A 25,006-nucleotide genomic window follows, 5' to 3' on the forward strand; every position below is an offset into this window, starting at 1 on the left:
CATGCTGTTGACCGCGCTCATCTGCATTCCCTTCCTGATCGGGCTCGCTGGCCTGGTCGCGCGGCCGCGCGCCGTGCTGGAGGCGGGGAACGTGGCGGGGTTTGTGGCGGTGCTGGCGGGTGGGATCGAGCTGCTGCGGCGCGTGCTCGTCGCGCCGGGTGGCGCGGTGACGGAGTGGGGCGGTTTTCTGCGCGCGGACGCGTTGAGCGTGTGGATGGTGCTGCTCATCGCCATCGTCTCGCTTGCCACGTCGGTCTACGCGGTCGGCTACTTCCGCCGCGATCTCGCGGAGGGCGCAGTGAACGAGCATCGCTTCCGTGAATTCTACGTGCTCACGCCGCTGTTTGCGACCGGCATGCTGGTGGTGGTGCTCGCCAACAATCTCGGCGTGATGTGGGTCGCGGTCGAGGGCACGGCGCTCGCCTCGGTGCTGCTGGTGGCGCTCTACAACCGGAAGACCTCGCTCGAGGCGGCGTGGAAATACGTGATGCTCGGCGGCGTGGGGTTGGTGCTGGCGCTGTTCGGGACGATTTTCACCTACGCGGCGGCGATCGACAAGACGGGCGGCGCGGTGATGCCGAGCTTCAACTGGTCGAGCCTGCTCGCCATCGCACCGCAGCTCGATCCGAGCCTCGTGACGCTGGCGTTCATTTTTGTGCTGGTCGGTTACGGCACCAAGGCGGGACTCGCGCCGATGCACCCGTGGCTGCCGGATGCGCACAGCGAGGCGCCGTCGCCCACCAGCGCGATGCTTTCGGGGGTGTCACTCAAGATCGCCGTCTACGCGTTGCTCCGGTTCCACATTCTGACGACGGCCTGCCTGGGGACCCAATTCAGCGGCCGGATGCTGCTCGGGTTTGGACTCGGCTCCATGCTGCTGGCGGGTCCGTTCATTCTGGTGCAGAAAAACCTGAAGCGGATGCTGGCCTACTCGAGCCTGGAGCATGTTGGACTGATCTGCGTGGCGATCGGGCTGAACGCCCCGCTCGCCGTTTTTGGCGCGTTGCTGCACATGGGCTATCACGCGCTGACGAAGCCGGTGCTGTTCTTTGCAGCGGGCAACATCCATCAGCATTGTCACACGCTTGACTTTCGCCGGCTCGGCGGCGGGTTGGGACGCAACATGCCGGTGACGGCGGTGGTGCTCGGCGTCGGGGCGGTGGCCGTGTGCGGACTGCCGCCGTTCGGACTGTTCGTGAGCGAGCTGACCATCATCGCCGGCGGGTTTGGGGCGCAGCAGCTTTGGGTTAGCGTGATCGTCGTCGTGTCGCTCACCGTGGTGTTTTGTGGCGTGCTCAGCAGACTCTCCCGACTCTTGCTCGGTCCCGCCGTCGCCGGACGTCCGACTGAACCGGTCTCGCCCGGACGACTCGCGGTCATCGGCCTCCCGCTCGTCGCGCTGCTGGTGTTCACCGTCTGGCTGCCGGAGCCGGTGTTCGAAGTGATGAACCGGGCGGCGGCGATCATAGGGGGGGCGCCATGAATCTGATCCCGTCACTCCTCCCGGTGTTCGACGAGCTGCAGCAGCGGTTCGAAGGACAGCTCCAGCGCGTCGACGCGTCCCAGCCGGATGAACTCCACCTGCACGCGCCGCTCGAGCTGGCGAGCGCGCTATGCTCGACGCTTTACCGCAAGTCTGGCGGCCGGCTGGTGAGCGTGTTCGCCGAGGATGGGCGCGCCGGCGGCGCCGGGTTTTATGTCTATTACCTTTATGCGGTCGATGCCGCGCACGGTTTCGTCCTGGTGCGGGTGGTCGTGCCGGCGGAGCGGCCGGAGTTGATCTCACTGACCAATGCGGTGCACGCGGTCAACTGGCAGGAGCGCGAAATCCAGGATCTGTTCGGCCTCAAGCTGGTGGGGCATCCCAATCCCCGGCGCTGCGTGCTGCACGACGACTGGCCCGAGGTGTTTCCGCTGCGGAAGGATTTCGATCTGCAGACGCAGTTGCCGCCGTTCAGCGGCGAGCGGCACAAATTCCGCGAGGTGGCGGGCGAGGGCGTGTTCCAGGTGCCCGTGGGGCCAGTGCATGCCGGCGTCATCGAGCCGGGGCATTTCCTCTTCAGCGTCGCGGGCGAGCCCGTGCTTTATCTCCAGCTCCGGATGTTTTATGTGCACAAAGGCACGGAGAAACTTTTCGAAAGCCTGCCGATCACGCACGGCGTGCGACTGGCGGAAAGCATTTCCGGCGATTCCGCGTTCGCCCATGCCACGGCCTTCTGTCATGCGATCGAACGCGCCGCCGGTGTCGCAGCGCCCCCGCGCGGACGCGCGCTCCGCACGCTCTGCCTCGAACTGGAGCGGATCTCCAATCACGTGGCCGACATCGGCGCGATCTGCACCGACGTTGCGTTCGTGACGGCACAGATGCACGCCCTGCGGCTCAAGGAGCAGGTGCTGCGGTGGAACGAACAACTGACCGGCAACCGGCTGCTGCGGGGGATGGCGTGCCTTGGCGGAGTGCGATTCGATTTCGACTCCGCGCAGCTCGACGCGCTGGCCGCGTTCGTCGACACGCTGGAGCAGCAGTTCAAGGATCTGGTCGAATTGATACGGTCACATTCGGGCACGCGCGACCGGCTGGAAACGACGGGCGTGCTGGCGCCGGCGGTCGCGCGCGATCTCGGAATCGTGGGCATCGCGGGTCGGGCGTCGGGAATCGACCACGATCTGCGGCGCGATTGCCCGACGGATTTCTACGACCAGGTGCAGTTCACGGTGCCCGTGTTCACTGAAGGCGACGTGCAGCGGCGGATGGTGGTGCGGCGCGAAGAGCTGTTTCAGTCGCTCGGGATCATCCGGCAGGTGCTGGCGAAGATGCCGGGCGGAGCGATCGCGACTCCGGTGGGCGACGTGCCCGCGGATCGGATCGCGCTCGGTTACGTGGAAGGCTGGCGCGGCGAGATTTTCCACTGGGTGCACACGGCGCCGGGCAACCGGCTCGCGCGCTGCAAGATCAAGGATCCCTCGCTGCAGAACTGGCCGGCGTTGAGCGAGGCGATTTTGGGCAACATCATCCCGGATTTTCCGGTGGTGAACAAGAGCTTCAACTTGTCCTATTCCGGGACGGATCGCTGACATGTTCGAAACCCTGCGCCAAAGCCTCAACGTCGGAGTCGCGACGACCGCTTATCCGGCCACGCCGCCGGAGGTTTCGACCCGTGCGCGCGGCCGGCCGGAGATCGACTGGCCGGCGTGGCAGGACGCCCGGCCGGCCGCGGCGATCTGTCCGACCGGCGCGATCAACTGCCGCGACGAAGCGGGAGTGCGGACGGCGGAGCTCGACCTCGGGAAATGCATTTTTTGCGGGCTGTGCGCAGACGTGGACCGTGCGATCCGGATGACGAATCAGTGCGAGCTGGCCGTCCGGACGCGGGAGCGGCTGCGCTCGACTGCGCGCTACGAGCTGAGGCCCGACGGCACGCAGGCGCGGATGATCGAAGCGCCGCAAATCTCTGAGACAGGAGAGAAAACGGAGGCGTTGGGCCGGGAACTGCAGAACCGGATTCATTCGTTGTTGGGCCGTTCGCTGCACATTCGGGAAGTTGATGCCGGTTCGTGCAACGGCTGCGAAGTCGAGATCAACGCCCTGAGCGGTCCGATCTACGACTTGGAGCGGTTTGGCATTCATCTCGTGGCCTCGCCCCGGCATGCCGATATGCTGCTCGTGACGGGCCCGGTCACGCGCAACATGGAACTCGCCCTGCGCAAGACCTACGATGCGACACCCGAACCGCGGCTCGTCGTCGCGGTGGGCGCCTGTGGTTGCAGTGGCGGGATGTTCGGCCGAAACTACGCCACTTGCGGCAGCGTCGACTCGGTGCTGCCGGTGGACGTCTACATTCCCGGTTGTCCGCCCAATCCATTTGCACTGCTGCACGGAATTTTGCTGGCGGTGGGCCGGCTGGAAAAACGATGAGCGCTCCACTTGAGTTTACCTGGCTGAACAACGGCACGAGCGTGGCGTGGCCGAGCGTGCCTGAGTGGCCGGTCGAACAGTTGGTCGAGGCGACCGCGGCCGAGCTGTCGCGTGGCGGTCGGCTGTGCGCGTGGTTTGGCGTGCCGGAGCCGGGCGGCGAAACCACACGGCTGGTCGCAGTCGTCGCCGCGGATGCGGAAAACACCTTGATGGTCGGACGCAGTGAACCGTTGCGGGGAAGTTATCCCGCCCTGACGGCACGCTGCCCGCAGGCGCATTTGTTCGAGCGCGAAGTGTGGGAGCAGCACGGACTCGTGCCCGAGGGGCACCCGTGGCTCAAGCCGGTGCGTCGGCCGCAGGACCTCCCGCGCGATGCGGCGCCAGTGAACGGCGAATTTTTCCGCGTGGCGGGCGGCGAGGTGCACGAGGTGGCAGTGGGACCGGTGCACGCGGGCATCATCGAGCCCGGACATTTCCGTTTCCAATGTGCGGGCGAGGAGGTGCTGCATCTGGAGATTGCGCTCGGCTATCAGCACCGTGGGATCGAGGCGGCGCTGGTGGGCGGGCCGCATCCGCGGACCGAGCTGCAGATGCAGGTGGTGGCGGGTGACGCGTCGATTGCGCACAGCACGGCCCATGCGCTCGTCTCGGAAGTGCTCGCGGGGAGCGAGGCGCCGCTGCGCGCGCAGTGGCTGCGGGCGATTGCACTCGAGCTCGAGCGGCTGGCGAATCACACCGGCGATCTGGGCGCGCTGGCGAACGACGTGGCGTTTCTGCCGACGTCATCGGCGTGCGGGAAGATTCGCGGGGACTTTCTCAATCTCACGGCGCTGATCTGCGGGAACCGGTTTGGTCGCGGGCTGGTGCGCCCGGGCGGTTGCCGTTACGAACTCGATCCGGCGCGGCTGGGCCAGCTGCGGGAACGGCTGAAGACCGCTTTGGACGACGTGGAGGCGGCGCTGGGCTGGTTGTGGGACGCGGCGTCGGTGCGCGCGCGGTTCGAGGATGTCGGTGTGGTGAGCGACGAGCAGGCGGCGGAGATCGGCCTCGTGGGTCCGGCGGCGCGGGCGAGCGGATTGGTGCGCGACGTGCGCTACGATCACCCGGCGGGCTGGCACCGGTTCGCGCAGATGCCGGTGGCGGTGTGGCCGGGTGGCGACGTGCTGGCGCGGGCCCGGGTGCGTGCGCTCGAGATCCAGCGCTCCGGCGCGTTTATTTTGGAACAGCTCGGCGGCGCGCCCGAAGGTGAACTCGTCGCCACGCTGGATGCGCCAGCGGCCGACACGCTGTCGGTGGCATTGGTGGAAGGCTGGCGCGGCGAGGTGTGCCACGTGGCGTTGACCGATGTCGCGCGGCGGTTCCGATGCTACAAGATCGTCGATCCGTCGTTCCACAACTGGACCGGGATGGCGCTCGCGCTGCGCGGACAGGCAATCTCGGATTTTCCGATCTGCAACAAGAGCTTCAACCTGTCGTATTGCGGGTTCGATTTGTGAACTCGAACCGGAGGAGATACCACGAAACACACGAAAGACACGAAAGCACACCGGCCGCGAATCACGCGAATGACCGCGAATGCGACCGGAGATCTGCGGGCGGAAACGCGGCGCGAACAACCTGAATTCCAATCATGTTTGTGGTCGATACACTGATTCACCGGCTGAAGCGCGGACGGGAAACGATGGCGTTCCCGAACGGGCCGGCCCCGGCGCTGCCGGACCGGCACGGGGGTGCGTTGCGCGTTGACGCCTCGAAATGTGCCGACGGCTGCGCGGCGTGCGCGGAGGTGTGTCCGACGCAGGCCATCACCGTGGCGGATTCCAAGGTCGCACCACCCGGAATCACGGACGGGACGCCCGGGCCACGGGGGAATGCGTCCGCGCTCCCGAAGATTACGCTCGATCTGGGGCGCTGTGTGTTCTGTGCCGAGTGTGTGAAGACCTGTCCGGCGGGAGCGATCACGCAGACGGGCGATCATCGGATGGCGGTGCGGCGGCGCGAGGATCTCGTGCTGGGCGCACCGGGGCAGGAGGAAGTGCGACTGGCGGCTGCGCTCGACGAAAAGCTGCGGAAGATGTTTGGCCGTTCGCTGCGGCTGCGCCAAGTGAGCGCCGGCGGCAGTGGCGCCGAGGAGGCGGATTTGAACGTGCTCGGGACGATCGGCTGGGATCTGGGCCGGTTTGGAATTCAGTTCGTCGCTTCGCCGCGGCACGCGGATGGCCTTGTCGTGACCGGGCCAGTTTCGAAAGGGATGGAGCTGGCGCTGCGGAAGACGTGGGAGGCGATGCCGGCGCCGAAGATCGTGATCGCGGTGGGCGCCGAGGCGATTTCGGGGGGCGTGTTTGCGGGCCATCCGCAGGTGCGGAACGGCGTGGATGCGATCGTGCCCGTGGATCTCTACATTCCTGGCTGGCCGCCGCATCCGCTCACGATTTTGGATGGATTGCTGCGGTTGCTCGGGCGGTTGGAGGAAGACAGGCGCAGCTGACAACGAACAGATATGTAGGGCCACCGTTCACCGGCGGCCGGGAATGCCGGGAGAGCGGCAAGGGACATCCGCGGCCGGCGGCGAGCGCCGGCCCTACGACACGTGAAGACGATTGCGAATGACTTCGCGCTCGCGCAACCACTCGCGAGGCGGCGTTCCGTCGGCATGGAGAAGAGGAAGAAACCGGCACGCGCTTGGCTCTGGACAATACCACCACGGCCAGCACGCCGTCGTCGGGATCAGCTTGGCTGCATACGGATTCATGAAGATGTAGAAGCGGTAGTCGTCGCGGGCTTCATCTGCACGCAGGCGATGTTCGAAGACATTGTCCTGCCACTCCCACGAAACGTGACGTCGTCGAGAGAGCGCCTTCAGTTTCGCCACGACTTGCATGAGCGAGAGACGTCCACCAAGGGGAAACAGGAGATGCACATGGTCGGGCATGATCGTGGCTGCGATGATCGAAGCGTCTCCGCGCTCATGCAGGTGCGATAAGGTCGAGATCAAACCGGTGGCCGAGCGTGACTCGGTCAAGACAGGCGCGCGGTGATGCACGCACGCCGTAACAAAATAGGTTGCTCCCGGCACGGAGACACGACCTGTCCGCAATCGCGCGGTCTGTCGCTGTGGGAGCAACATGAAAGAACTCTGACCCGCCATGGCGCTGAGAGCAAGTTCCCGGCCGGCGGCGAGCGCCGGCCCTACGAATAGGAACAAGCAACCGGTCCGCCTAGTCAGGCGTCGTAAGGCCGCCGTTTACCGGCCGCCGAGAATGTGGAGTGCGCGTCGAAGGACATTTGCGGCCGGCGGCGAGCGCCGGCCCTACAAGCAAAGGGACGCGCGGATGAGCGAACCACTCACCCAAGCACGGCTTTCAGGACCTTGCCGAGGTCGGTGACGCGATAGGGCTTGGTCAGATAGCCGCAGAAGCCCATGTCGAGGAAGCGACGCGCCATGTCCTCGTTGTCGTAACCACTGGAGACGATCGCGCGCACTTCCGGATCGAGGTCGCGGAGGGCCTTGAAACACTCCTCGCCGCCCATGCCGCCGACGACGGTGATGTCGAGCAGCGCGACGTCGTAGGGCCGGCCGATGTTGAGGTAGCGTTTGTAGAGCTGAATCGCTTCCTCGCCGTTCTTCGCCAGGTCGAATTTGTAGTCGAGACTCTCGAGCATCGTCGCCGTGAGCTCGGAGAGTTTCGGGTCGTCGTCCATTAACAGGATTCGCCCCGTGCCAAAGCGCAGCGACGGTGCACGGCGCGCCTGCACCTCGACGGGCGCGTCGGCGCGTGGAAAGAACGCGGTGAACGCTGTTCCCGTGCCCACGACCGAGTCGACGGCGATCTGGCCGCCGTGCTTGCGGACGATGGAGAGCACCGTCGCGAGGCCGAGGCCGGTGCCGTGTTTCTTCGTCGTGAAGAACGGATCGAAGATTTTCTGGAGATTTTCCGGCGCGATCCCGCTGCCGTTGTCGCGCACCTCGATCTCGACGTAGTTCCCCTCGGCGAGCGGCGGAATCTGGTCGGCGGCAAGCGTGACGTTTTTCGCGGTGAGCTGCAGCTTCGCGCGATGCGGCTTCGGCGGCATCGCCTGGAGCGCGTTGACGATGAGGTTTTGAAAAACCTGCAGGATCTGCGCGCGATCGACGCGCACCGGATCGACGTTTTCGGTGAGGTTGACGGTGATCTCCGCGTCGGAACCGGCGGCGGCGATCTTCACCGCGTCCTGCAGGATTTCTTTCGGCGAAATCACGCTTTGCGAACCGGCGCCGCCCTTGGCGAACGCGAGCAGCTGCTTGGTCAAGCCCTTCGCGGTGAGGCAGGCTTTTTCGCAATCCTCGAGGGCGGAGTAATTGCGGTTGTCCTTGGCGAGCGACACGCCGGCGAGGATGGTAGCGAGGAGATTGTTGAAGTCGTGTGCGATGCCGCCGGCGAGCAGGCCGAGCGATTCGAAGCGATTCGCCTTCACCAGTTCTTCCGGCGTGAGGCTCATCTCGCCGGGGTCGCGGAAGACGATCACCACGCCGCGCGGGTTGTTCTCGGCGTCCTTGGAGGCGCGCGCGGTCCAGACGATCGGCAGCGCCGTTTCCGCGGGCGAGGAGGCCGCATCGGTGGCCGCGGGCGGTCGCGCGCCCACGACCAGCGCGTGGTCGCTGAACAGCGGCAGCGGCTGGTCGGCGCCGAGCGCGCGATCGCACGGATCGTCGCCGGGCCGGCCACTCTCGCGGTGCACGAGCTGGAAAACATCCGCGACGGCGGCGCCGACGATCTCGTCGGGCTTGCGCGCGAGCAATCGCACGGCGGCGGGATTGGCGTGGAGAATCCGGCCTGTGGCGTCGGTGACGAGGACGCCCTCGGCGAGGGCCGCGAACGCATCCTGCGCGAGCCCGGCGCCGAGCCCGTCGTCGCTGCCGGCGCTGCGCGGCGTGAGCGTGGGCGCGGTGCAGATGAAGCCGATGATGCGGGCGAGATCGCGCTTGCGCGTGAGCGTGCGGTGTGCGCCGAGGAGCACGGGCACGCGCTGGCCGTCCTTGCCGACGAGCTCCTCGGCGAGCACGAAGGTATTTTGTCCCGGCGCGAGCAACAGCAGCCAGGTTTCCACGCCGCCGGGAATTTCGTCGGCGGGCAACACGGCGGCCAGCGTCTCCAGCGTGTCGGCCAGCTCGTCGTCGCGGTAGCCGAGAATCTTTTTCCAGGCGGGCGAGAACCAGAAGGACTTCGCGGTAAAATCGAGGTCGAACGCGCCAAGCGGACCGCCGCCGAGCGTCTCCATGCGCTCGTCGTTGGCGAGGCTCGCTTCCTCGATCTCCTTGCGCTCGGAGACATCGAGGTTGAGTCCGACCACGCGCTCGAGCTGGCCGGTGGCGTTCAGCACCTGCACGCCGACGCACTGCACCCAGACCCAGTGGCCGAGCCGGTGGCGCATGCGAAACTCGACGCTGAACGGTCGTGCGCCGGCGGCGGGTTTGCGACCGACCTGATCCGGCGCGGCGCCGGAGTCGTCGGGATGAATGAGCTCACGCCAGGTCTCGAGCGTATCCGGCAACTCGGCATCGACGTAGCCGAGCATCTTTTTCCACGAGCGGGAGTAGGTCGCGCGGTTGGTGATCAGGTCGAGGTCGAAGAAACCCGCGGCGCCCTGTTCGGCGACGAGTTGGTAGGCGCTGCCGTCGCCGTTCGCGCTGGGGGCCGTCGGTGCGGCCGCCGGAGGTTGGACGGTCGCAAGGAAAAAGGTTTCGGAAAAACGCTCCAGGCGCACCTGCACCGCGCGGGGCGCGCCGTCGCGCGGCTGCGCGTCGAGTGTGGCGGTGCGATCGAGCGTGGCGTCGCGCAGGACTTCCCACTGGGCTTCGAACCACTCGGGTCCGTCGGCGACCACCTCGAAGGCGAACAGCGAGGCGAACGGCTCGCCGATCAGTCCGCCCTCGGCGGCCTGCCAGAGCGCGCGGGCGCTCGCGGAGGCGCCGGTGATGCGGCCGTGGGAGTCGAGCAGGAGGACGGCGGCGACATCGGCCGCGGCGAGGCGGTGGGCGGCGGGATCGGTGGATGGGCGCGGCTCGTTCAACGGTGACTCGCTTGTAGCCAAGTACGGACGCGGTTGGCGAGAAAATCGATGAACGGCGGCTGGTCGTTGAGGCAGGGAATCTGCGTAAAGGATTCACCGCCGGCCTGCACGAACGTCTCCTTCCCCGCGACGCTGATCTCCTCGAGCGTCTCGAGGCAGTCGGAGAGGAAGGCGGGACAGAGCACGAGAATTCGTTTGATGCCAGCCTTCGCGAGCCGTTCCAACTCGTGGTCGGTGTAGGGCGACAGCCAGGGTTCGCCGACCAGGCGCGACTGGAACGAAACGGAATGGCGGTCGGGCGCCAGGCCGGCGCGGGCGGCGAGTGCGCGCGTCGTGGCGAACACTTGGGCGCGGTAACAGGTGGCGTGAACGGGCGAGGGCGTGTTGCAGCAGTCGTTCACAATCTGGCAGTGCGCGTGCGAGGAGTCGGCCTTGCACAGGTGGCGGACCGGGATGCCATGGTAGCTGAACAGCACGTAGTCGTGCGGCTGGGCGAAGTAGGGCGCGGAGACCGCGTGCAACGCTTCGATGTAGTCCGCGTCATCGAAGAAAGGCTGCACCGTGGTCACGCGCAACTGCGGCGCCTGGCGTGCGGCTTCCTCGTAAACCTTCACCACGACGGTTTCCCACGAGGACATCGCGTAATGCGGATACTGCGGGATCAGGAGCAGTTCGCTGACGCCGTCGGCGACGATCTGGCCGAGGACCGAGGCGATCGATGGCTGCCCGTACCGCATCGCGAGGTAGACGGGCGTCTCGGGGCCGAGAGTGGCGGCGAGCTTTTGCTGGACGTTGCGCGAGGTGATGATCAGCGGCGAGCCGTCCTTGGTCCAGATCTGCTCGTAGGCGTGCGCGGAATTGGGCGAACGCCGCGGTACGATGATGCGATGCACCAGGATCGAACGGAACGGCTGCGCCGGCCGATCGATGACGCGCTCATCGCCGAGAAACTCATCGAGGTAACGCCGGACGTCGGGGACGGAGGTGGAATCGGGCGAGCCGAGGTTGACGAGAAGGACCGCGCGGTTGGGCATGCGGCGGAGATTGGTCGTTGGAACGTTGTGAAAGTCAAACGACGATGGTGGGAACGCGATCGGGAGGAACGGCCGCGACGGCGATCGAGCGCGGGTGCGACCGCGGGACCGGTCGTCCGCTCCGCGCCCGCAGGTACGCTTTTCGACGAGCCGCGAGAGCCGCGCGATCGCTTTTTTCCCGTCGGCTCACGGACGCGTTTCGCGAAGGGGGCGGCATTGCGGCGAAAACACTGCTGGGGCCCGCGGCAGAAGCCTCGCGCTGGATGTAAATTGGTTGTTCAAGTTGAACCCTGAAATACCGATAGTTTGCGCGTTTAATTGTTGGTCGTTACTCAGAAACGGTGAATTTGCACCCGCTGCGCGATATCAAGGCTTTCGGCGCCTCACCGAAAGGGGGCGGGTGCGTTCGCGCTGGTCTGGCGGCGGCGTTGTTCGCGCCGGTGCGAAGCCCGGCGGCGGAACCGGTGCTGGCGGGATTCACCGGGAGCGGCTGGTGGCTGGCGGCCGCGTTGGTCGTTGCTGCAGCCGTGGTGACGTGGCTGATCACGAAAGCGATCGGGCGGCGCACCGCCGGTCAGGCGGGCCAGCTGAAGTCGCTGCTGGAGTTCGCCAACTGCCTGCTGTGGGAAGCGCGCGTGGAATTGCAGGGTGACGCGTTGAAGTGGGACGTCTCGCTGCAATCGACCGCGCTCGCGCAGCAGCTCTTCGGTCACCTGCCGCCGCGGCCCGACGAAGGACTGTGGGACCGCTTCGAGGTGCCGGAGCGCGAGGAGATGGAGGCCCGCTGCCGGACGGCACTGCGCGAGCGGCGTTCGCACTACGAACACCAATTCAGTTTCGTGCGCGAGGGCCGGCCGGTGTGGCTGCGGGAAAGCGTCACGGTCACGCCGGAGAGCGGCAATCGGTTTCACCTCGTCGGATTGGTGACGGACGTCACCCGCCAACGGGAGACGGAACTCGCGCGGCGCGCGAGCGAGGAGCGCGTGCGGCAACTGTTGTCGCGGTCGGACTGCATGCTGTGGGAAGCGCGCGTGCGGCAGGACGAGGCGGGGGCGTTTCACTGGGACTGGTTCATCCCGAAATCCGAACTCTACCGGAGACTGGTGGGCGAGGCAGGTGGGCCGAATCGGATGCCCTGGGATGCGTCGATCGTGCCGGAGTACGGCGAGATCGAGGCCCGCGCGAAGAGCGCGATGCGGGAAGGCCGTGACGGTTACGAGCAGGAGTTTCGGGTGGTGGCGAACAACTCCGTGTTGTGGATGCACGAGCAGGTGGTGGTCAAAGCGCTCAGCCCGCGCGAGTGGATGCTGCAGGGCGTCGTGATCGACATCACGGTGCAGCGGCAGGCGGAGGAATCGAAACGCGCGAGCGAGGCGCAGCTCCAGCAGGTGATGGGGACGGCGGATTTTCTTTTGTGGCACGCGCGGGTGTTTGTCGGACCGGATGGTCGAATGCAGTGGGTGTTGAACGTGCCGGGTTCGACGCTGTATCGCCGGCTGTTCGGACGGGATCCGCAGCACCCGCTGGCGCTGCCGTGGAATCAGCTGGTCAGCGCAGACGTGTATGCGCAGATGGACGCGCGGTCGGCGCATGCGATCAAAACAGGCGCCGAAGGTTACGAGCAGGAATTTCCGGCCCGCCGGGGCAGCGAGGAATTCTGGCTGCGCGAGCAGGCGACGATCCGGGCGGTGGGGCCCGGCGAGTGGCAGGTGGTGGGCATCGTCACCGACGCGACGACACGGCACCTGGCCGAGGAGGCGCGGTTGGCGAGCGAACGCGCGCTGCGGGAGATTCTCGAGCGCGCGGGCTGTCTGCTCTGGCGCGCGACGGTGATGCGGACCGAAGAGGGCGTGCGGTGGACGGAGTTTGAGATGCCGGCCTCGCGACTGAGCACGGAAATTTTTGGAGGGCGGATGCCGACGCGGTCGGACCAGCTGTGGGATTATGCGGAAGTGCCCGATCTGGCGCAGATGAACGTGGTGAGCACGCGGGCGCTGCTGTCGGGGTCGCAAGGTTACGAGCAGGAATTTCGGGCGGTACAGGGCGACCGGCTGTTCTGGTTGCACGAGCAGGTGGCGATCACGAAGACCGGGCCGGACGAATGGCACGCGGTGGGTGTGGTCACGGACGTGACGCAGCGCCACCTCGCCCAAGAGGCGCAGCGGCAAAGCGAAGTACGGCTCGAGGAGTTGCTGCGCACGGCCGACTGCCTGATCTGGCAAGGCGAGGTGTCACTGCGCAGCGATGGCACGCTCGAGTGGGTGTTGTATGTGCCGCGGTCGCGGCTGTTCCGCCGCATCTTCGGGCATGATCCGCAGGGCAAGGTGATCCGCTGGGACGAGGTGCGCGTGCCGGAGTTGCCGGAGATGCAGCGCACCGCGCGCATGGCGCTGTCGAGCGGCCATCCGGGCTATGAGCAGGTGTTCCACGTGCCGAAGCCGAATGGCGACATCTGGGTGACGGAGCAGGTGACGATCAGTCCGGCCGGTCCGCAACGGTGGAGCGTGGTCGGCGTGATTACCGACATCACGGCGCGGCGCGAGGCGGAGGAGGCGCGGCGGACCACCGAGGCGCAACTGCAGCAGATCCTCGAGCTGGCGGATTGCATGGTCTGGCAGGCGACCATCACGGAGCACGAAGACGGGGAACTGGACTGGAAATTGTTCACGCCGAATTCCGTGCTTTACCGCCGGTTGTTTGGCGACGGCGAAGGCGAGCCCGAGATGGGCTGGGACCGGCTCGATGTGCCGGAGCACGCGGAGATGCACGAGCGCGCCACCGCGGCGATTCGTCGGCGCGATCCCGGCTACGAGCAGGAGTTCCGGGTCGTGCTGCCGCAGGGCGTGGTCTGGCTGCGCGAAGTGGTGACGGTGACGGGCCTCGACGAGCACCGCTTCCGGCTCGTCGGCGTGATCACCGACATCACGGCGCAACGCGAGGCGCAGGAGGCGTATCGCGCGAGCGTGGCGCAGGTGGAGCAGATGCTGGTGGCGGCGGATTGCACGCTGTGGCAGGCGCGGGTGTTTGAGGTGGCGCCGCGGCAGTTGCGTTGGGTGATGTTTGTCCCGCGCTCGCGGTTGTACCGGGAGCTGTTCGGCCGCGATCCGTCCCCGCCGGCGGGGCTGCCCTGGACGGAGGTGACCGACGCGGCTACGCGGGCGGAGATCGACCGGCACGCGACGGAAGCGATCCTCGGCGAGCAGCCGGCCTATGAGCAGGAATTCCGCGCCCAACGCGGCGCGCGAGCGTTCTGGCTGCATGAGCAGGTGTCGATCACGCCGATCGGCCCCGGCGAGTGGCGGCTGGTGGGCGTGATGACCGACATGACGGCGCGACGCGAAGCCGAGCAGGCGGTACGGGCGTCGGAGCTGCGGTATCGCACGCTTTTCCAGCACATGCCCGTGGCGATCATTGAAATCGATTTTAGCGAAGTCGGGCGCTGGCTGGCGTCGGTGCGGGCGCGAGGCATCACCGACCTGAGCGCGTGGTTACGGGCGCATCCGCGGGAGTTGCTGCGGCCCGCGCGGTTGATTCGCGTGCTGGACTGCAACGATACCGCGATGGACGTGCTGCGCGCGACCGGCCCGAGCGACTTCCGCCGGCGGCGGATGCGGCTGGCCACGCCGGACATGATGGAGCTGGTGCGTTCGGCGATCCTGTGCCTGTGGGACGAGCGGAACACGCTCGAGGCCGAGGTGGAGATGCGCGACTTCGAAGGCGGCCTGCACGAGATGAACGTGCGATGGTGGATGGAGCTCACCGAGGAGGGGCTCGATTTCCGGCAATCGGTGCTGGTGCTCGTCGACCTCACCGAGCTCAAGCAGGCCGAGGCGGCGCTCGCGGCGGAGAAAGAGCGGCTCGCGGTGACGTTGCGCGCGATGGCGGAAGGCGTGATCACGACGGACGTCGAAGGTCGGGTGCAGTTCATCAACGACGCGGCGGTGTCGTTCACGCAGTGGGAAGCCAGCGCGGCGATCGGGCGGCCGGTGCAGGAGGTCTGCCTGCTCGAGAACGATCGCACCGGCGAACGCGTGGAGATGCCGGTCGCGCGGGTGGGCCGCGGCGACGTGGTGATGGATCTGCCGCCCCGCACACGGTTGGTGCGACGCGACGGCGCGAGCCGGCTGGTCGAAGGCTGCTGCGCGCCGATCCACTCGGCGGTGAGCAAGGTGATCGGGACGGTCTTCGTGTTCCGCGACGTGACGGAGCACGAGCGGCTCGAACAGGAGCTGGTCCGGGCGACGAAGCTGGAATCCGTCGGAATTCTCGCCGGCGGCATCGCGCACGATTTCAACAACATCCTGACGGCGGTGATGGGCAACGTGGCGCTGGCGGGACTCGACGTGGATCCCGAGTCGGAGGCCGCCCGCAGTCTGCGCGAAGCCGAGAAGGCTACGCTGCGGGCGCGCGATCTCACGCAGCAGCTGCTGACCTTCGCGAAGGGCGGCGAACCGGTGCGCGCGGCGGTGCAACTGGGCGGGACCGTGCACGAGATCGTCACGTTCACCCTGCACGGCTCGAAGGTGCGCGCGGCCTACGACATTCCGGACGATCTCTGGCCGGCCGACGTCGACAAGGGCCAGATCGGGCGCGTGGTTCAAAACCTCGTGCTCAACGCGGTGCAGGCAATGCCGGAGGGCGGCACGGTGTCGATCGCGCTGCGGAACGAGCGGATCGAAGGCTATTCGCAGGTGGCGCTGGCCCCGGGCGACTATGTGCGGATTGCGATCGCCGACACGGGCGTCGGCATTCCGCCGGAACACCTGCCGCGGATCTTCGACCCGTATTTCAGCACGAAGCCGATGGGCAGCGGACTGGGGCTCGCGGCCGTTTACTCGATCGTCAACAAACACCGCGGCGGCATCGACGTGAAGTCCCAAGTCGGCAAGGGCTCGACGTTCACCATCTGGCTGCCGGCGTCGCACGACCAGGCGGCGGACGAGAGTCCGAACATGCCCGTGACGCGGACGACGGTACTCAAGGGCCGCGTCCTCTTCATGGACGACGAGGAGCCGATTCGCGAGATGGCGGTGTTTCTGTTGCGCCGGCTGGGCATGGAGGTCGAATGCGCGGCGGATGGAGCCGAAGCGGTGCACAAGTACGAGGAGGCGCGGGCCGCGGGGAATCCGTTCGCGCTTGTGATCATGGACCTCACGGTGCCTGGCGGGATGGGCGGCCGCGAGGCGATCGGACAATTGCGCGCGCTCGATCCGAACGTGCGCGCGGTCGTATCGAGCGGTTATTCGAGTGATCCGGTGCTGGCGAACTATCGCGAGCATGGTTTCTGCGGCGTGGTGGCGAAGCCGTACGAAGTCGCGGATCTTGCGCGGGTGCTGCGCTCGGTGCTGGGCGGAAGCAACGGCGTGGCGGAATAACGCCGACGGCGGAAGAGGTCGAGGTCGCGGAATAAAGGCGCGGTCGCTACCAAGGGCGGCCCGGATGTGCATTATTTGACCGCGGTCCGGGCAAAGCGTGCAGAGAGTTTTGCCTTTCGTCCGCGGATCGTCGTGTCTTCCGTGTTGATCCGAATATCCATGAGCACCTCGCGCAAACCTGTCCTCCTTGTGATCCGTGATGGTTGGGGCAAGAACCCCGACCCGAAGCAAAACGCGACCAACGCGGTGCACCTGGCGCAGAAGCCCTGTGACGATCGGCTGCATGCGACCTTCCCGCACACGCTGGTCAAGGCGAGCGGACTGGACGTGGGTCTGCCGGATGGCGTGATGGGCAACAGCGAAGTCGGACACGAGAACATCGGCGCCGGCCGGATCGTCGACCAGGAGCTGGTGCGGTTGAACAAGCTTTTTTCCGAAAAACGGCTGGCGACGAATTCGGTCTGGCGGGCGGCGGTCGAGCGGGTGAAGAGCCGCGGCGGCAAACTGCACCTGATGGGCATCGTGAGCGATGCCGGGGTGCATGGGATGCTGGAGCATCTTTACGGCATCCTGCGGCAGGCGAAGGCGGATGGGCTTGGCGCGAACCAGGTCTTCATCCACGCGTTCACCGACGGCCGCGACACGCCGCCGCAGAGCGGGCTGGGCTACGTGAAACAGGTGGAAATGAAGTGCCGAGAAATCGGTGTCGGCAAAATCGCGACGGTCTGCGGGCGGTTCTGGGCGATGGATCGCGACAACCGCTGGGAACGCGTACAAAAAGCCTATGACATGCTGACCGGCCGGAAGGCGATGGCGACGGCGGCAAGCGCGGTGGCGGCGGTGGAGAACTATTACGCGAATCCGCTCAGCGAAACGCAGAAGGGCGACGAGTTCGTGACCGCCACGCAGATCGTTGACGCGAAGGGCCAGCCGCTGGCCACGATCGGCAACGGCGACGCCGTGCTGTTCTACAACTACCGCGGCGACCGGCCGCGCGAGCTGACGAAAGCGTTCGTGCTGGATGATTTTAGCGGGTTCGATCGCGGCGCGAAGCTCGACCTCTACTACGCCACGATGACCGAGTATGAGACCGGGCTGCCGGTGAACGTCATCTCGCCGAAGCCGGAGAAGTTGAAGAACATCCTCGGCGAGGTGGTCGCAAAGGCGGGCATCGCGCAGTTCCGCTGCGCGGAGACGGAGAAGAACCCGCACGTGACGTTCTTCTTCAACAATTATCGCAAGGAGCCGTTTGCGGGCGAAGACCGGGCGTGTCCGGCAAGCCCGAAGGTGCCGACGTATGATCTCGCGCCGGAGATGTCCGCCGCCGAGGTGACGAAGGCCGCCAAGGAGGCGATCCTCTCGGGCAAATACGGGCTGATCGTCGTGAACTTCGCCAACCCCGACATGGTCGGGCACACGGGCTCGCTGCCGGCGGCGATCAAGGCGGTCGAGGCGACGGACCGCGGCGTCGGCGAGTTGCTGGCGGCGCTGGAGCAGAAACACGGATACGCGGTGATCCTCGCGGATCACGGCAATGCCGAGCAGATGTGGGATCCGAGTGTCAACGGCCCGCACACGGCGCACACGCTGAACCTCGTGGAGCTGTTCGTGGTCGGCGAAGGCTATGCGGCGGGGAAGACCAGGATGCGGACCGGCGGCCGGCTGGCGGACGTGGCGCCGACGGTGCTGCACCTGATGGGCCTGCCGAAACCGGCGGAGATGACCGGCGAGAGCCTCATCGCCTGAGCCCATGAACCTCGACGACCTGATGGCGGAAGGCGAACTGGCGCTGTCGGTGGACGGCGACGATGGCGTCATCCGCCTGAAGGCTCGGGCGACGTTTGACGAGCCGGTGGAGTTGTCGGCCGATGCGGCCCGAGAACTCGCACAGCGGCTGATCGAACTGGCGGACGAGATCGGATAGGCGCCCGTGGCGGGTCCGCTCAGTCCATCGGCTCAAAGGGCACAGGGCTGCTCGCGCGTGCAGCCAGTGCCTGGGCCATGAGCTCCGCGAGGGGTGCAGCCGGACGGGGTGCGGGTGATGCGGCGGCAGGTGGTGCCATCGACGACGGCGTCCACGTGGCGCCGCTCGAGTCGGTTACGGCGGGCGGAGTGAACAGCTCGACGCCGATATGCTCGCCCAACTTGCGGTAGCTTTCCCACTGGGCCTCGTCGAAATACTGATCGGTGGTCGGTTCCTGGGGGAAAAGGGGATGCGTCTGCTGGTAGGCGCCGACGTCGGTGGCTTCGTCGCCCATCAGTCCCGGCTTGATCAGCAGCAGCCAGGCGAACTCGTTCGTGTCGAGATAGTGGATGCGAGCGAGCAGGGCGTGACAGCGCGAGCGGCTCGCCGCGCGATCGCGACCATCGGGTTCCGCGCTGAGCGGCGCGAAATCCTCCGGTACGCCGATCACGTCGAGCAGCGACGGATGGACGATTTGCTCGAGCTTGGGCAATGGGAATTGCACGCCGGGATCGTCGGTCCAGCCATCTGCGGCGCGGCGGAGCACCTGGATCTCGGCGCAGAAATCCGTGCGGGCCTTGCGGACGAGGTTCGCGAAATCGCAGAAGCGGTAATCGGGATCCTGTCCGCCATCGCTGCAGATGATCAGCGGCACGCGACGGCGGATGAGCTCGTAGCAGCCGGTGTTTTCGAAATGACCGCCGTCGGAAAGATACCAATGACGCCGCGCGGGGCCGTGGAATCGCGCGAAGAATTCGTTCATCAGGCAGGTCTGGACCGGGAGGAGGCGACTGAGCAGCCGGCTGCCGAGTTCAAGAAAGTTGGGCCGTTGTGTGCCGCAACGACCGGCGGTGATCCCGCTGTCCCACCAGTAGCCCAGCCGGACATTGGCGAGTCCCAGCAGCAGACTCAGCCCGAGGTCCGTACTCGCGCCGGTGCCGGTGGTGAAGGCGGCGCCGGAGATCGCCACCCAGCGACCGACGGCGAGGGCTTCGATCTGCTGCGGTTCGGGCGAGTCTGGCGTCGGATCGCACAGGGCGTGAAACTCGCCGGCGGGCACGGGCACCGGAGCGATCGTGCGGCGGCGCGATTCCCAGAGCGCCTGCAGCCGGTCGAGCGCGGAGGTGTGCGCCGGCGACTCAACCCAGAGGGCGTGGGAGCCGGTGCCGACGGACAGCCCGCAGGGGCCGACGGCCATGGCCAGACCCTTGCGATCGCGGCGCTCGATCTGGGTCTTGCCGGAGAGGGTTTCGTTGACGGTGACGTTGACGAGGTGCAGCGGGCCGCCACGCTGATGCGGCGCGTAGTCGTCGAGCGCGAGATCGTCGCCGGGGATCAACTCGGTCATCGCATGATTGGCGTGACGCTGGCGCAGAGGATTGGTGGCGCCGAGATAAGCACGGGCGAGGCGTGCGGCGTAGGTCTGCTGCAGGGAGGAGAGGTTCACGAAACCGAAGCTGCGACTGAAGAACCACGACGCGGCAAAGCAGATCGCGACCGCGAGGGTGAGCGGCCAGCCGCCGGACATGGGCTGGAACGAGCGGCCGTCCCAGACGAGTTGCCATTCCCACGCCAGCCCGCAGGCGAGCACCGATAGCGCCAGGACGATCAACAGCGACCAAGCGAATGCGAGCAGGAGCGCTACGACGTTAAACGGAATGCGGAAGCGGCGGGCGCCCAGCAGCCGTTCCACATAGAGGGCGATGCGCGAGCCGAACCCGAAGGCAACGGCGCCCGCGCCCGTCAGCGCCGTCCAGAGCGACGGGAATTCGAAGCCTTGCTGCGACCAGCGGGCGTAGGCGGTTTGGCCGAGCGAATCGATCACGCCGAATCCGAGGAGCGCGACGGTGGAGGCGAGCCCCACCACGAAGCCGTGCGTCAACGCGGCCTGCGCGCGATTCGCAAATTGGGCGTCGCTCATCGTGCGACAAGCGCGCGAAACAGTGCCGGCCAATCGACGGACGACGGCCATCAGCGAACAAAACTGGGTGGCCCAGTAGACCGTGCCCGTCGGAACCATCACGAGGAGAAAGGGGATCAGCGGCAGGACCAGCCAGGGGCTCCACCAGAGGAGGTCGCCTTGCCGATCCCAGAAGAAGTGCTCGACGGCGATCCAACCCGACTGCGTCGGCGAGGAGACGGACAGATCCGTCCGGATCAACGCGCCAAACCCGAGCAGGAAAAAGAGGAACGTGAGCACCACAATGTGCAGCGCGGTCCAGTTGCGCAGCGCGACGGCGGCAGCGAGCCAGTTGTCGCCGGCGCCGTTGGGCGAAAGGAAGCGGCCGTTCTCGCGCAACCAGTTGACCGACCACGAGTGATTGTCGGCGAGTTCGCGTTCGACGCTGTCGACCGTGCTGCCGTCCCGCGAAAACGCCGCGCCGAGAAAACTGCCGAAATAACCGCCGCCGGACACGGTCGACATCACATCGATCCGGCGGATCAGATTCAGCCGCGCGAGCGACTGAAACAAACCGAGGCAGAAGGTGGCGCTCCGGATACCGCCGCCGGAGAGCGCGACGCCCACGACGGGAGCGTCCGTCGAGACGCGTGCGCGGCGGCGGCGCTCGGCGATGAGCGCGCGCTCCGCCGCGGCAAAACCAGCGGGATAGGCCGAGGGATTTTGGGGTGAGGTCTCGGGCATCGGACAAGCCGCGTAGCGCCGGGGTTTGGTGGATCGGGCAGGGGCCGAAGCGCGGCGGCGCGCTATTTTCACTCGTGCGCGGGTCGGAGAGGCGATGCTTTCCCGCGCCTAAACGCCGCAAACGATCATCGGGAATTCACCGGTTCGCGGTGGGTTCGGGCGCAGGCGTATCCGAAGCGTTTGCGGACGGCCGAGTTCCATGGCCAAGAGTTGTGCTTGCCCCCGGGGCGGCGGGTTGGCTTGCTCACAAACTCGTTTCTCCACGCATGCACCGGACCCACCATTGCGCACAGCTCACCACGTCCCAACTCGGCGCGACCGTCTCACTACTCGGCTGGGTCGACACGATTCGCGACCAGGGCGGCATCATCTTCGTCGACCTGCGGGATCGGAAGGGGATCACGCAGATCCAGCTGGAGCCGCACGAGAACGCGAAGCTGGCGGAGCAGGTGAAGCAGTTGAAGCCGGAGTCGGTGATCGGGATCACCGGTAAAGTGGTGCGCCGGCCCGCGGGCACGGAGAATCCCGCGCTGCCGACGGGCGAGGTCGAGGTGGTCGCGAGCTCGCTGGAGATTCACAACATTTCCGACACGCCGCCGTTTCCGCTGGATGACGCGGGTGGCGACAAGGTGAACGAGGATCTGCGGCTGACCTATCGCTACCTCGACCTGCGCCGGCCCAAGATGCGGAAGAACCTGCAGGTGCGGCACCGCGCCGCGAAGTCGATCCGCGACTACTTCGATGCGCAGGAGTTCATCGAGGTCGAGACGCCGGCGCTGTTCAAGAGCACGCCGGAGGGCGCGCGCGAGTATCTCGTGCCGTCGCGCATCCATCCCGGCCAGTTCTACGCGCTCTCGCAATCGCCGCAGCAGTTCAAGCAGATCCTGATGGTCGCCGGCGTGGAAAAGTATTTCCAGATCGCCCGCTGCTTTCGCGATGAAGACTTGCGTGCTGATCGGCAGATGGAGTTCACCCAGGTCGACGTCGAGGCGTCGTTCGTGACGCGCGAGGACATTTACGCGCTGTTCGAGGGCATGCTGAAGAAGGTGTGGAAGGACGTGCTCGACGTCGACATTCCCACGCCGTTCCCGCGAATGGCGTTTCACGACGCGATGAACCGCTACGGCGTCGACAAGCCCGATGTGCGGTTCGCGCTCGAACTCGCCGACTTTTCCGAGCTGTTCAAGAACTCCGCGTTCAAGGTGTTTCAGTCGACGGTCGCCGGCGGCGGCGTCGTGAAGGCGCTCAACGCGAAGGGCCTCGCCGATCTCACGCAGGGCGAACTGAAGTCGATGGAGGACACCGCGAAATCGCTCGGCGCGAAGGGCCTCGCGTTCATCAAGGTCGAGGGCGGCGAGTGGAAGTCGCCGATCGTGAAATTCTTCACCGAGCCCGAAAAGGCCGAGCTGACGAAGCGGCTCAACATCGAGGAAGGCGACATCATCTTCTTTGCGGCGGCGCCGTGGGAGAAGGCATGCGCGATCCTCGGCCGGCTGCGGCTCGAGTCGGCGGCGTTCCTGCAAAAGCGGGGTAAGCTCACGATCCGGCACGACGACTGGCAGTTCCTGTGGGTGATCGATTTCCCGCTGATGACCTACGACGAAGCGGAAAATCGCTACGTCGCGACGCATCACCCGTTCACCGCGCCGGTGCCGGACGACACGCAATATCTCGACAGCGATCCGAAGAAAGTCCGCGGCCAGCACTACGACGTCGTGCTGAACGGCATGGAACTGGGCGGCGGCTCGATCCGAATTCACCAACCGGTGCTGCAGAAGAAGGTGTTCGAGGACGTGCTGAAGATTCCGCAGGACGTCGTCGAGAGCCGGTTCGGCTACATGCTGAAGGCGTTCACCTACGGCGCGCCGCCGCACGGCGGGATCGCGTTCGGGCTCGACCGGATGGTGGCGCTGCTCTGCGGGACGACGAGCATCCGCGACGTGATTGCCTTCCCAAAGACGCAGAAGGGGCAGGACCTCATGGCGCAGAGCCCGACGCCGGTGACGCCGCGGCAGCTGAAGGATCTGCACATCCAGACGGTGATGCCGGAGTAAGCCGGACGTCGCGAGGGTGGGGCCGTTGAGGGCGCAGCAAGGCTGCGCCCCGGCGGACAGGTCAACGAGCTACGCCGGCCGGGCTGGACCCGTTATGCCAGAACGCATCGGGGCGATCTCCGATGCTGGCATTGCTCCTGCTTTCGGGCGGTTGCACATGAACAAAGCACCGTCCCTTCCCCTGCGCGTATTCGCGTTGCTATGTCTCCTCACCCTGGGTGCGTTTTCTGCGTCGGCCGAGCAGACCGCCGCCACGCCCCCGGAGCCCACCGTCGAACAGCGGCTGGCCGACCTGGAAGCGTATGTGAACAACACCGCCCGAACGCCCGACGTGGCCTCGAAGATTCCGGGGCCGGGGCCGGGCCACAACGCCTGGCAGATGACCAGCACCGCGCTCGTGCTCTTCATGACGCTGCCGGGTCTGGCGCTGTTCTACGGGGGCTTGGTGCGCCGGAAGAATGTGCTCTCCGTGCTCGCGCAGTGCCTCGGGATCGCGGGCCTCGTGACGATCCTCTGGTGGGCGGTGGGCTACAGCCTGTCGTTCTCCGGCGGCAACGCGTTCATCGGCGATCTCGCGAACCGCTTCCTCAACGGCGTGGAGCCGGGGAACACCGGTGCGGGGTATTACTGGATCAGCGACACGATGTGGTCGATGTTCCAGCTAACCTTCGCGATCATCACGCCGGCGCTGATCCTCGGCGCGATCGCCGAGCGGATGAAGTTCTCCGCGGTGCTCGTCTTCGTCACGATCTGGATGTTTCTCGTCTACTTTCCCTTCGCGCACATGGTCTGGTCCGGCACCGGTTTGATGTGCGGACCGCTCAATCCGAACGCCGCGATCAAGGCGATCGACTTCGCCGGCGGCACCGTGGTCCACATGACCTCGGGCTGGAGCGCGCTGGTGCTCTGCCTGATCCTCGGCAAGCGCAATGGCTACGGCAAGGTCGCCATGCCGCCGCACTCGATGGTGCTCTGTATGGTCGGCACCGGCATGCTGTGGGTGGGCTGGTATGGCTTCAATGCGGGCTCGGCGCTCGGTGCCGACGCGATCGCGTCGAATGCGTTCGCGACCACCACGCTCGCCGCCGCCACCGCCGGTTTCGTCTGGGCGCTGGCTGAGTGGATCCTGCGCGGCAAACCGAGCGTCCTCGGCTTCTGCTCCGGCATCGTGGCCGGACTGGTGGTGATCACCCCGGGCGCCGGATTCGTGACCGCCTCGTCCTCGGTGATCATCGGTATCGCGGCTGGGATCATCCCGTTCCTGGCGGTGGCCTACCTGAAGAAACTGCTCGGCTACGATGACGCGCTGGACACCTTCGGCGTGCACGGCGTGGGCGGCACGTTGGGCGCAATTCTCACGGGCGTGTTCGCCGATGAGAAGGCGAACTCGGTCGTGGCGGGGTTGAAGGACGGCCTGCTCGGCAATCAGCTGAAAGCGGTGCTGCTGACGATTGTCTGGTCGGTGGTCGCCACGGCGGTGATCGCCTTCCTGGTCAAGGTGATCGTCGGCCTGCGCTCGTCGCCGGAGGCGGAATCGGCCGGTCTGGACATCACGGAACACGGCGAAGAGGGCTACATCGCCTGAGCGCAACCTGAGCTCACTTTTCCATGAAACTCATCATCGCCATTATCAAGCCGTTCAAACTCGAGGAAGTGAAAGCGGCGCTGGCCGAGATCAACGTCGAAGGCATGACGGTGTCCGAGGTCAAAGGCTTCGGCCGGCAGAAGGGGCACACCGAGATTTATCGGGGCAGCGAATACACGGTGGACTTTCTGCCGAAGGTGAAGATCGAGGTTGCGACCACCGACGCGCAGGCGCCGCGGGCGGTGGAAGCGATCATCAAATCGGCCAAGACCGGGAAAATCGGCGACGGCAAAGTCTTCGTGCTCCCGGTCGAGGAGGTCATCCGGATCCGCACCGAGGAGAAGGGCGACGCTGCGATTTAGCGAGGTTCGGTTGATACAGAGA

At 66.3% G+C, this 25,006-nt stretch carries 15 protein-coding genes; 11 read left to right on the forward strand and 4 right to left on the reverse strand.

Going from position 1 to position 25,006, the window contains the following annotated elements:
• Nucleotide 1: 1 nt before the first annotated feature.
• The 5 genes from OTER_RS12475 (at nt 2) to OTER_RS12495 (ending at nt 6,404) form a co-directional block, all read left to right on the forward strand.
• Entirely contained in the window at nt 2-1,483 is a 1,482-nt protein-coding gene (locus OTER_RS12475) for a proton-conducting transporter transmembrane domain-containing protein (RefSeq protein ID WP_012375280.1), read from the forward strand.
• A complete protein-coding gene (locus OTER_RS12480; protein ID WP_012375281.1) occupies nt 1,480-3,075 on the forward strand; it encodes a hydrogenase large subunit in 1,596 nt (531 codons plus the stop codon). Before OTER_RS12475 ends, OTER_RS12480 begins: the two co-directional genes overlap by 4 nt.
• Before the next feature lies 1 nt (nt 3,076).
• Entirely contained in the window at nt 3,077-3,916 is an 840-nt protein-coding gene (locus OTER_RS12485) for an NADH-quinone oxidoreductase subunit B family protein (protein ID WP_012375282.1), read from the forward strand.
• Nucleotides 3,913-5,412 carry a hydrogenase large subunit gene (locus OTER_RS12490; RefSeq protein WP_012375283.1) on the forward strand — a complete coding sequence of 500 codons (1,500 nt, stop codon included), beginning with the start codon at nt 3,913-3,915 and terminating at the stop codon, nt 5,410-5,412. Before OTER_RS12485 ends, OTER_RS12490 begins: the two co-directional genes overlap by 4 nt.
• Nucleotides 5,413-5,546: 134 nt before the next feature.
• The gene (locus OTER_RS12495) at nt 5,547-6,404 is read left to right on the forward strand and encodes an NADH-quinone oxidoreductase subunit B family protein (protein ID WP_012375284.1); all 858 of its coding nucleotides are present in this window, start codon (nt 5,547-5,549) and stop codon (nt 6,402-6,404) included.
• A gap of 93 nt (nt 6,405-6,497) precedes the next feature.
• On the opposite strand, the gene OTER_RS12500 is transcribed toward OTER_RS12495, so the two are convergent.
• From OTER_RS12500 to hemH, 3 genes are all read right to left on the reverse strand, one after another.
• A complete protein-coding gene (locus tag OTER_RS12500; protein WP_083767723.1) occupies nt 6,498-7,064 on the reverse strand; it encodes an REP-associated tyrosine transposase in 567 nt (188 codons plus the stop codon).
• 197 nt (nt 7,065-7,261) lie between these two features.
• Nucleotides 7,262-9,967 (reverse strand): PAS domain-containing hybrid sensor histidine kinase/response regulator, encoded by a 2,706-nt coding sequence (locus tag OTER_RS24145; protein ID WP_012375286.1) that lies wholly within the window; start codon nt 9,965-9,967, stop codon nt 7,262-7,264.
• A complete protein-coding gene (gene hemH, locus OTER_RS12510; RefSeq protein WP_012375287.1) occupies nt 9,964-11,001 on the reverse strand; it encodes a ferrochelatase in 1,038 nt (345 codons plus the stop codon). Before hemH ends, OTER_RS24145 begins: the two co-directional genes overlap by 4 nt.
• Before the next feature lie 341 nt (nt 11,002-11,342).
• Between hemH and OTER_RS24150 the strand changes: the two genes are divergently transcribed.
• From OTER_RS24150 to OTER_RS26195, 3 genes are all read left to right on the forward strand, one after another.
• Nucleotides 11,343-16,376 carry a PAS domain S-box protein gene (locus OTER_RS24150; protein WP_012375288.1) on the forward strand — a complete coding sequence of 1,678 codons (5,034 nt, stop codon included), beginning with the start codon at nt 11,343-11,345 and terminating at the stop codon, nt 16,374-16,376.
• A gap of 159 nt (nt 16,377-16,535) precedes the next feature.
• Nucleotides 16,536-18,122 (forward strand): 2,3-bisphosphoglycerate-independent phosphoglycerate mutase, encoded by a 1,587-nt coding sequence (gpmI, locus tag OTER_RS12520; protein WP_012375289.1) that lies wholly within the window; start codon nt 16,536-16,538, stop codon nt 18,120-18,122.
• Nucleotides 18,123-18,126: 4 nt separating this feature from the next.
• Complete coding sequence (locus OTER_RS26195; RefSeq protein WP_012375290.1) at nt 18,127-18,300, forward strand: hypothetical protein; 174 nt, start codon at nt 18,127-18,129, stop codon at nt 18,298-18,300.
• 19 nt (nt 18,301-18,319) lie between these two features.
• Here the strand turns inward: OTER_RS26195 and OTER_RS12525 are convergent, their stop codons facing one another.
• Nucleotides 18,320-20,983: a patatin-like phospholipase family protein gene (locus OTER_RS12525; protein ID WP_012375291.1), complete on the reverse strand. Its 2,664-nt coding sequence runs from the start codon at nt 20,981-20,983 to the stop codon at nt 18,320-18,322.
• A 266-nt stretch (nt 20,984-21,249) separates the two neighbouring features.
• Here OTER_RS12525 and aspS point away from each other — a divergent pair, with 266 nt between their 5' ends.
• The 3 genes from aspS to OTER_RS12540 all read left to right on the forward strand — a co-directional run bounded on the left by aspS (nt 21,250) and on the right by OTER_RS12540 (nt 24,984).
• Nucleotides 21,250-23,037 (forward strand): aspartate--tRNA ligase, encoded by a 1,788-nt coding sequence (gene aspS, locus OTER_RS12530; protein ID WP_012375292.1) that lies wholly within the window; start codon nt 21,250-21,252, stop codon nt 23,035-23,037.
• A gap of 157 nt (nt 23,038-23,194) precedes the next feature.
• Nucleotides 23,195-24,622: an ammonium transporter gene (locus tag OTER_RS12535; protein WP_044891749.1), complete on the forward strand. Its 1,428-nt coding sequence runs from the start codon at nt 23,195-23,197 to the stop codon at nt 24,620-24,622.
• Nucleotides 24,623-24,645: 23 nt separating this feature from the next.
• Entirely contained in the window at nt 24,646-24,984 is a 339-nt protein-coding gene (locus OTER_RS12540; protein ID WP_012375294.1) for a P-II family nitrogen regulator, read from the forward strand.
• Nucleotides 24,985-25,006: the final 22 nt, after the last annotated feature.

The sequence above is a fragment of the Opitutus terrae PB90-1 genome (assembly GCF_000019965.1).
GTDB classification, from domain to species: Bacteria; Verrucomicrobiota; Verrucomicrobiia; order Opitutales; family Opitutaceae; genus Opitutus; species Opitutus terrae.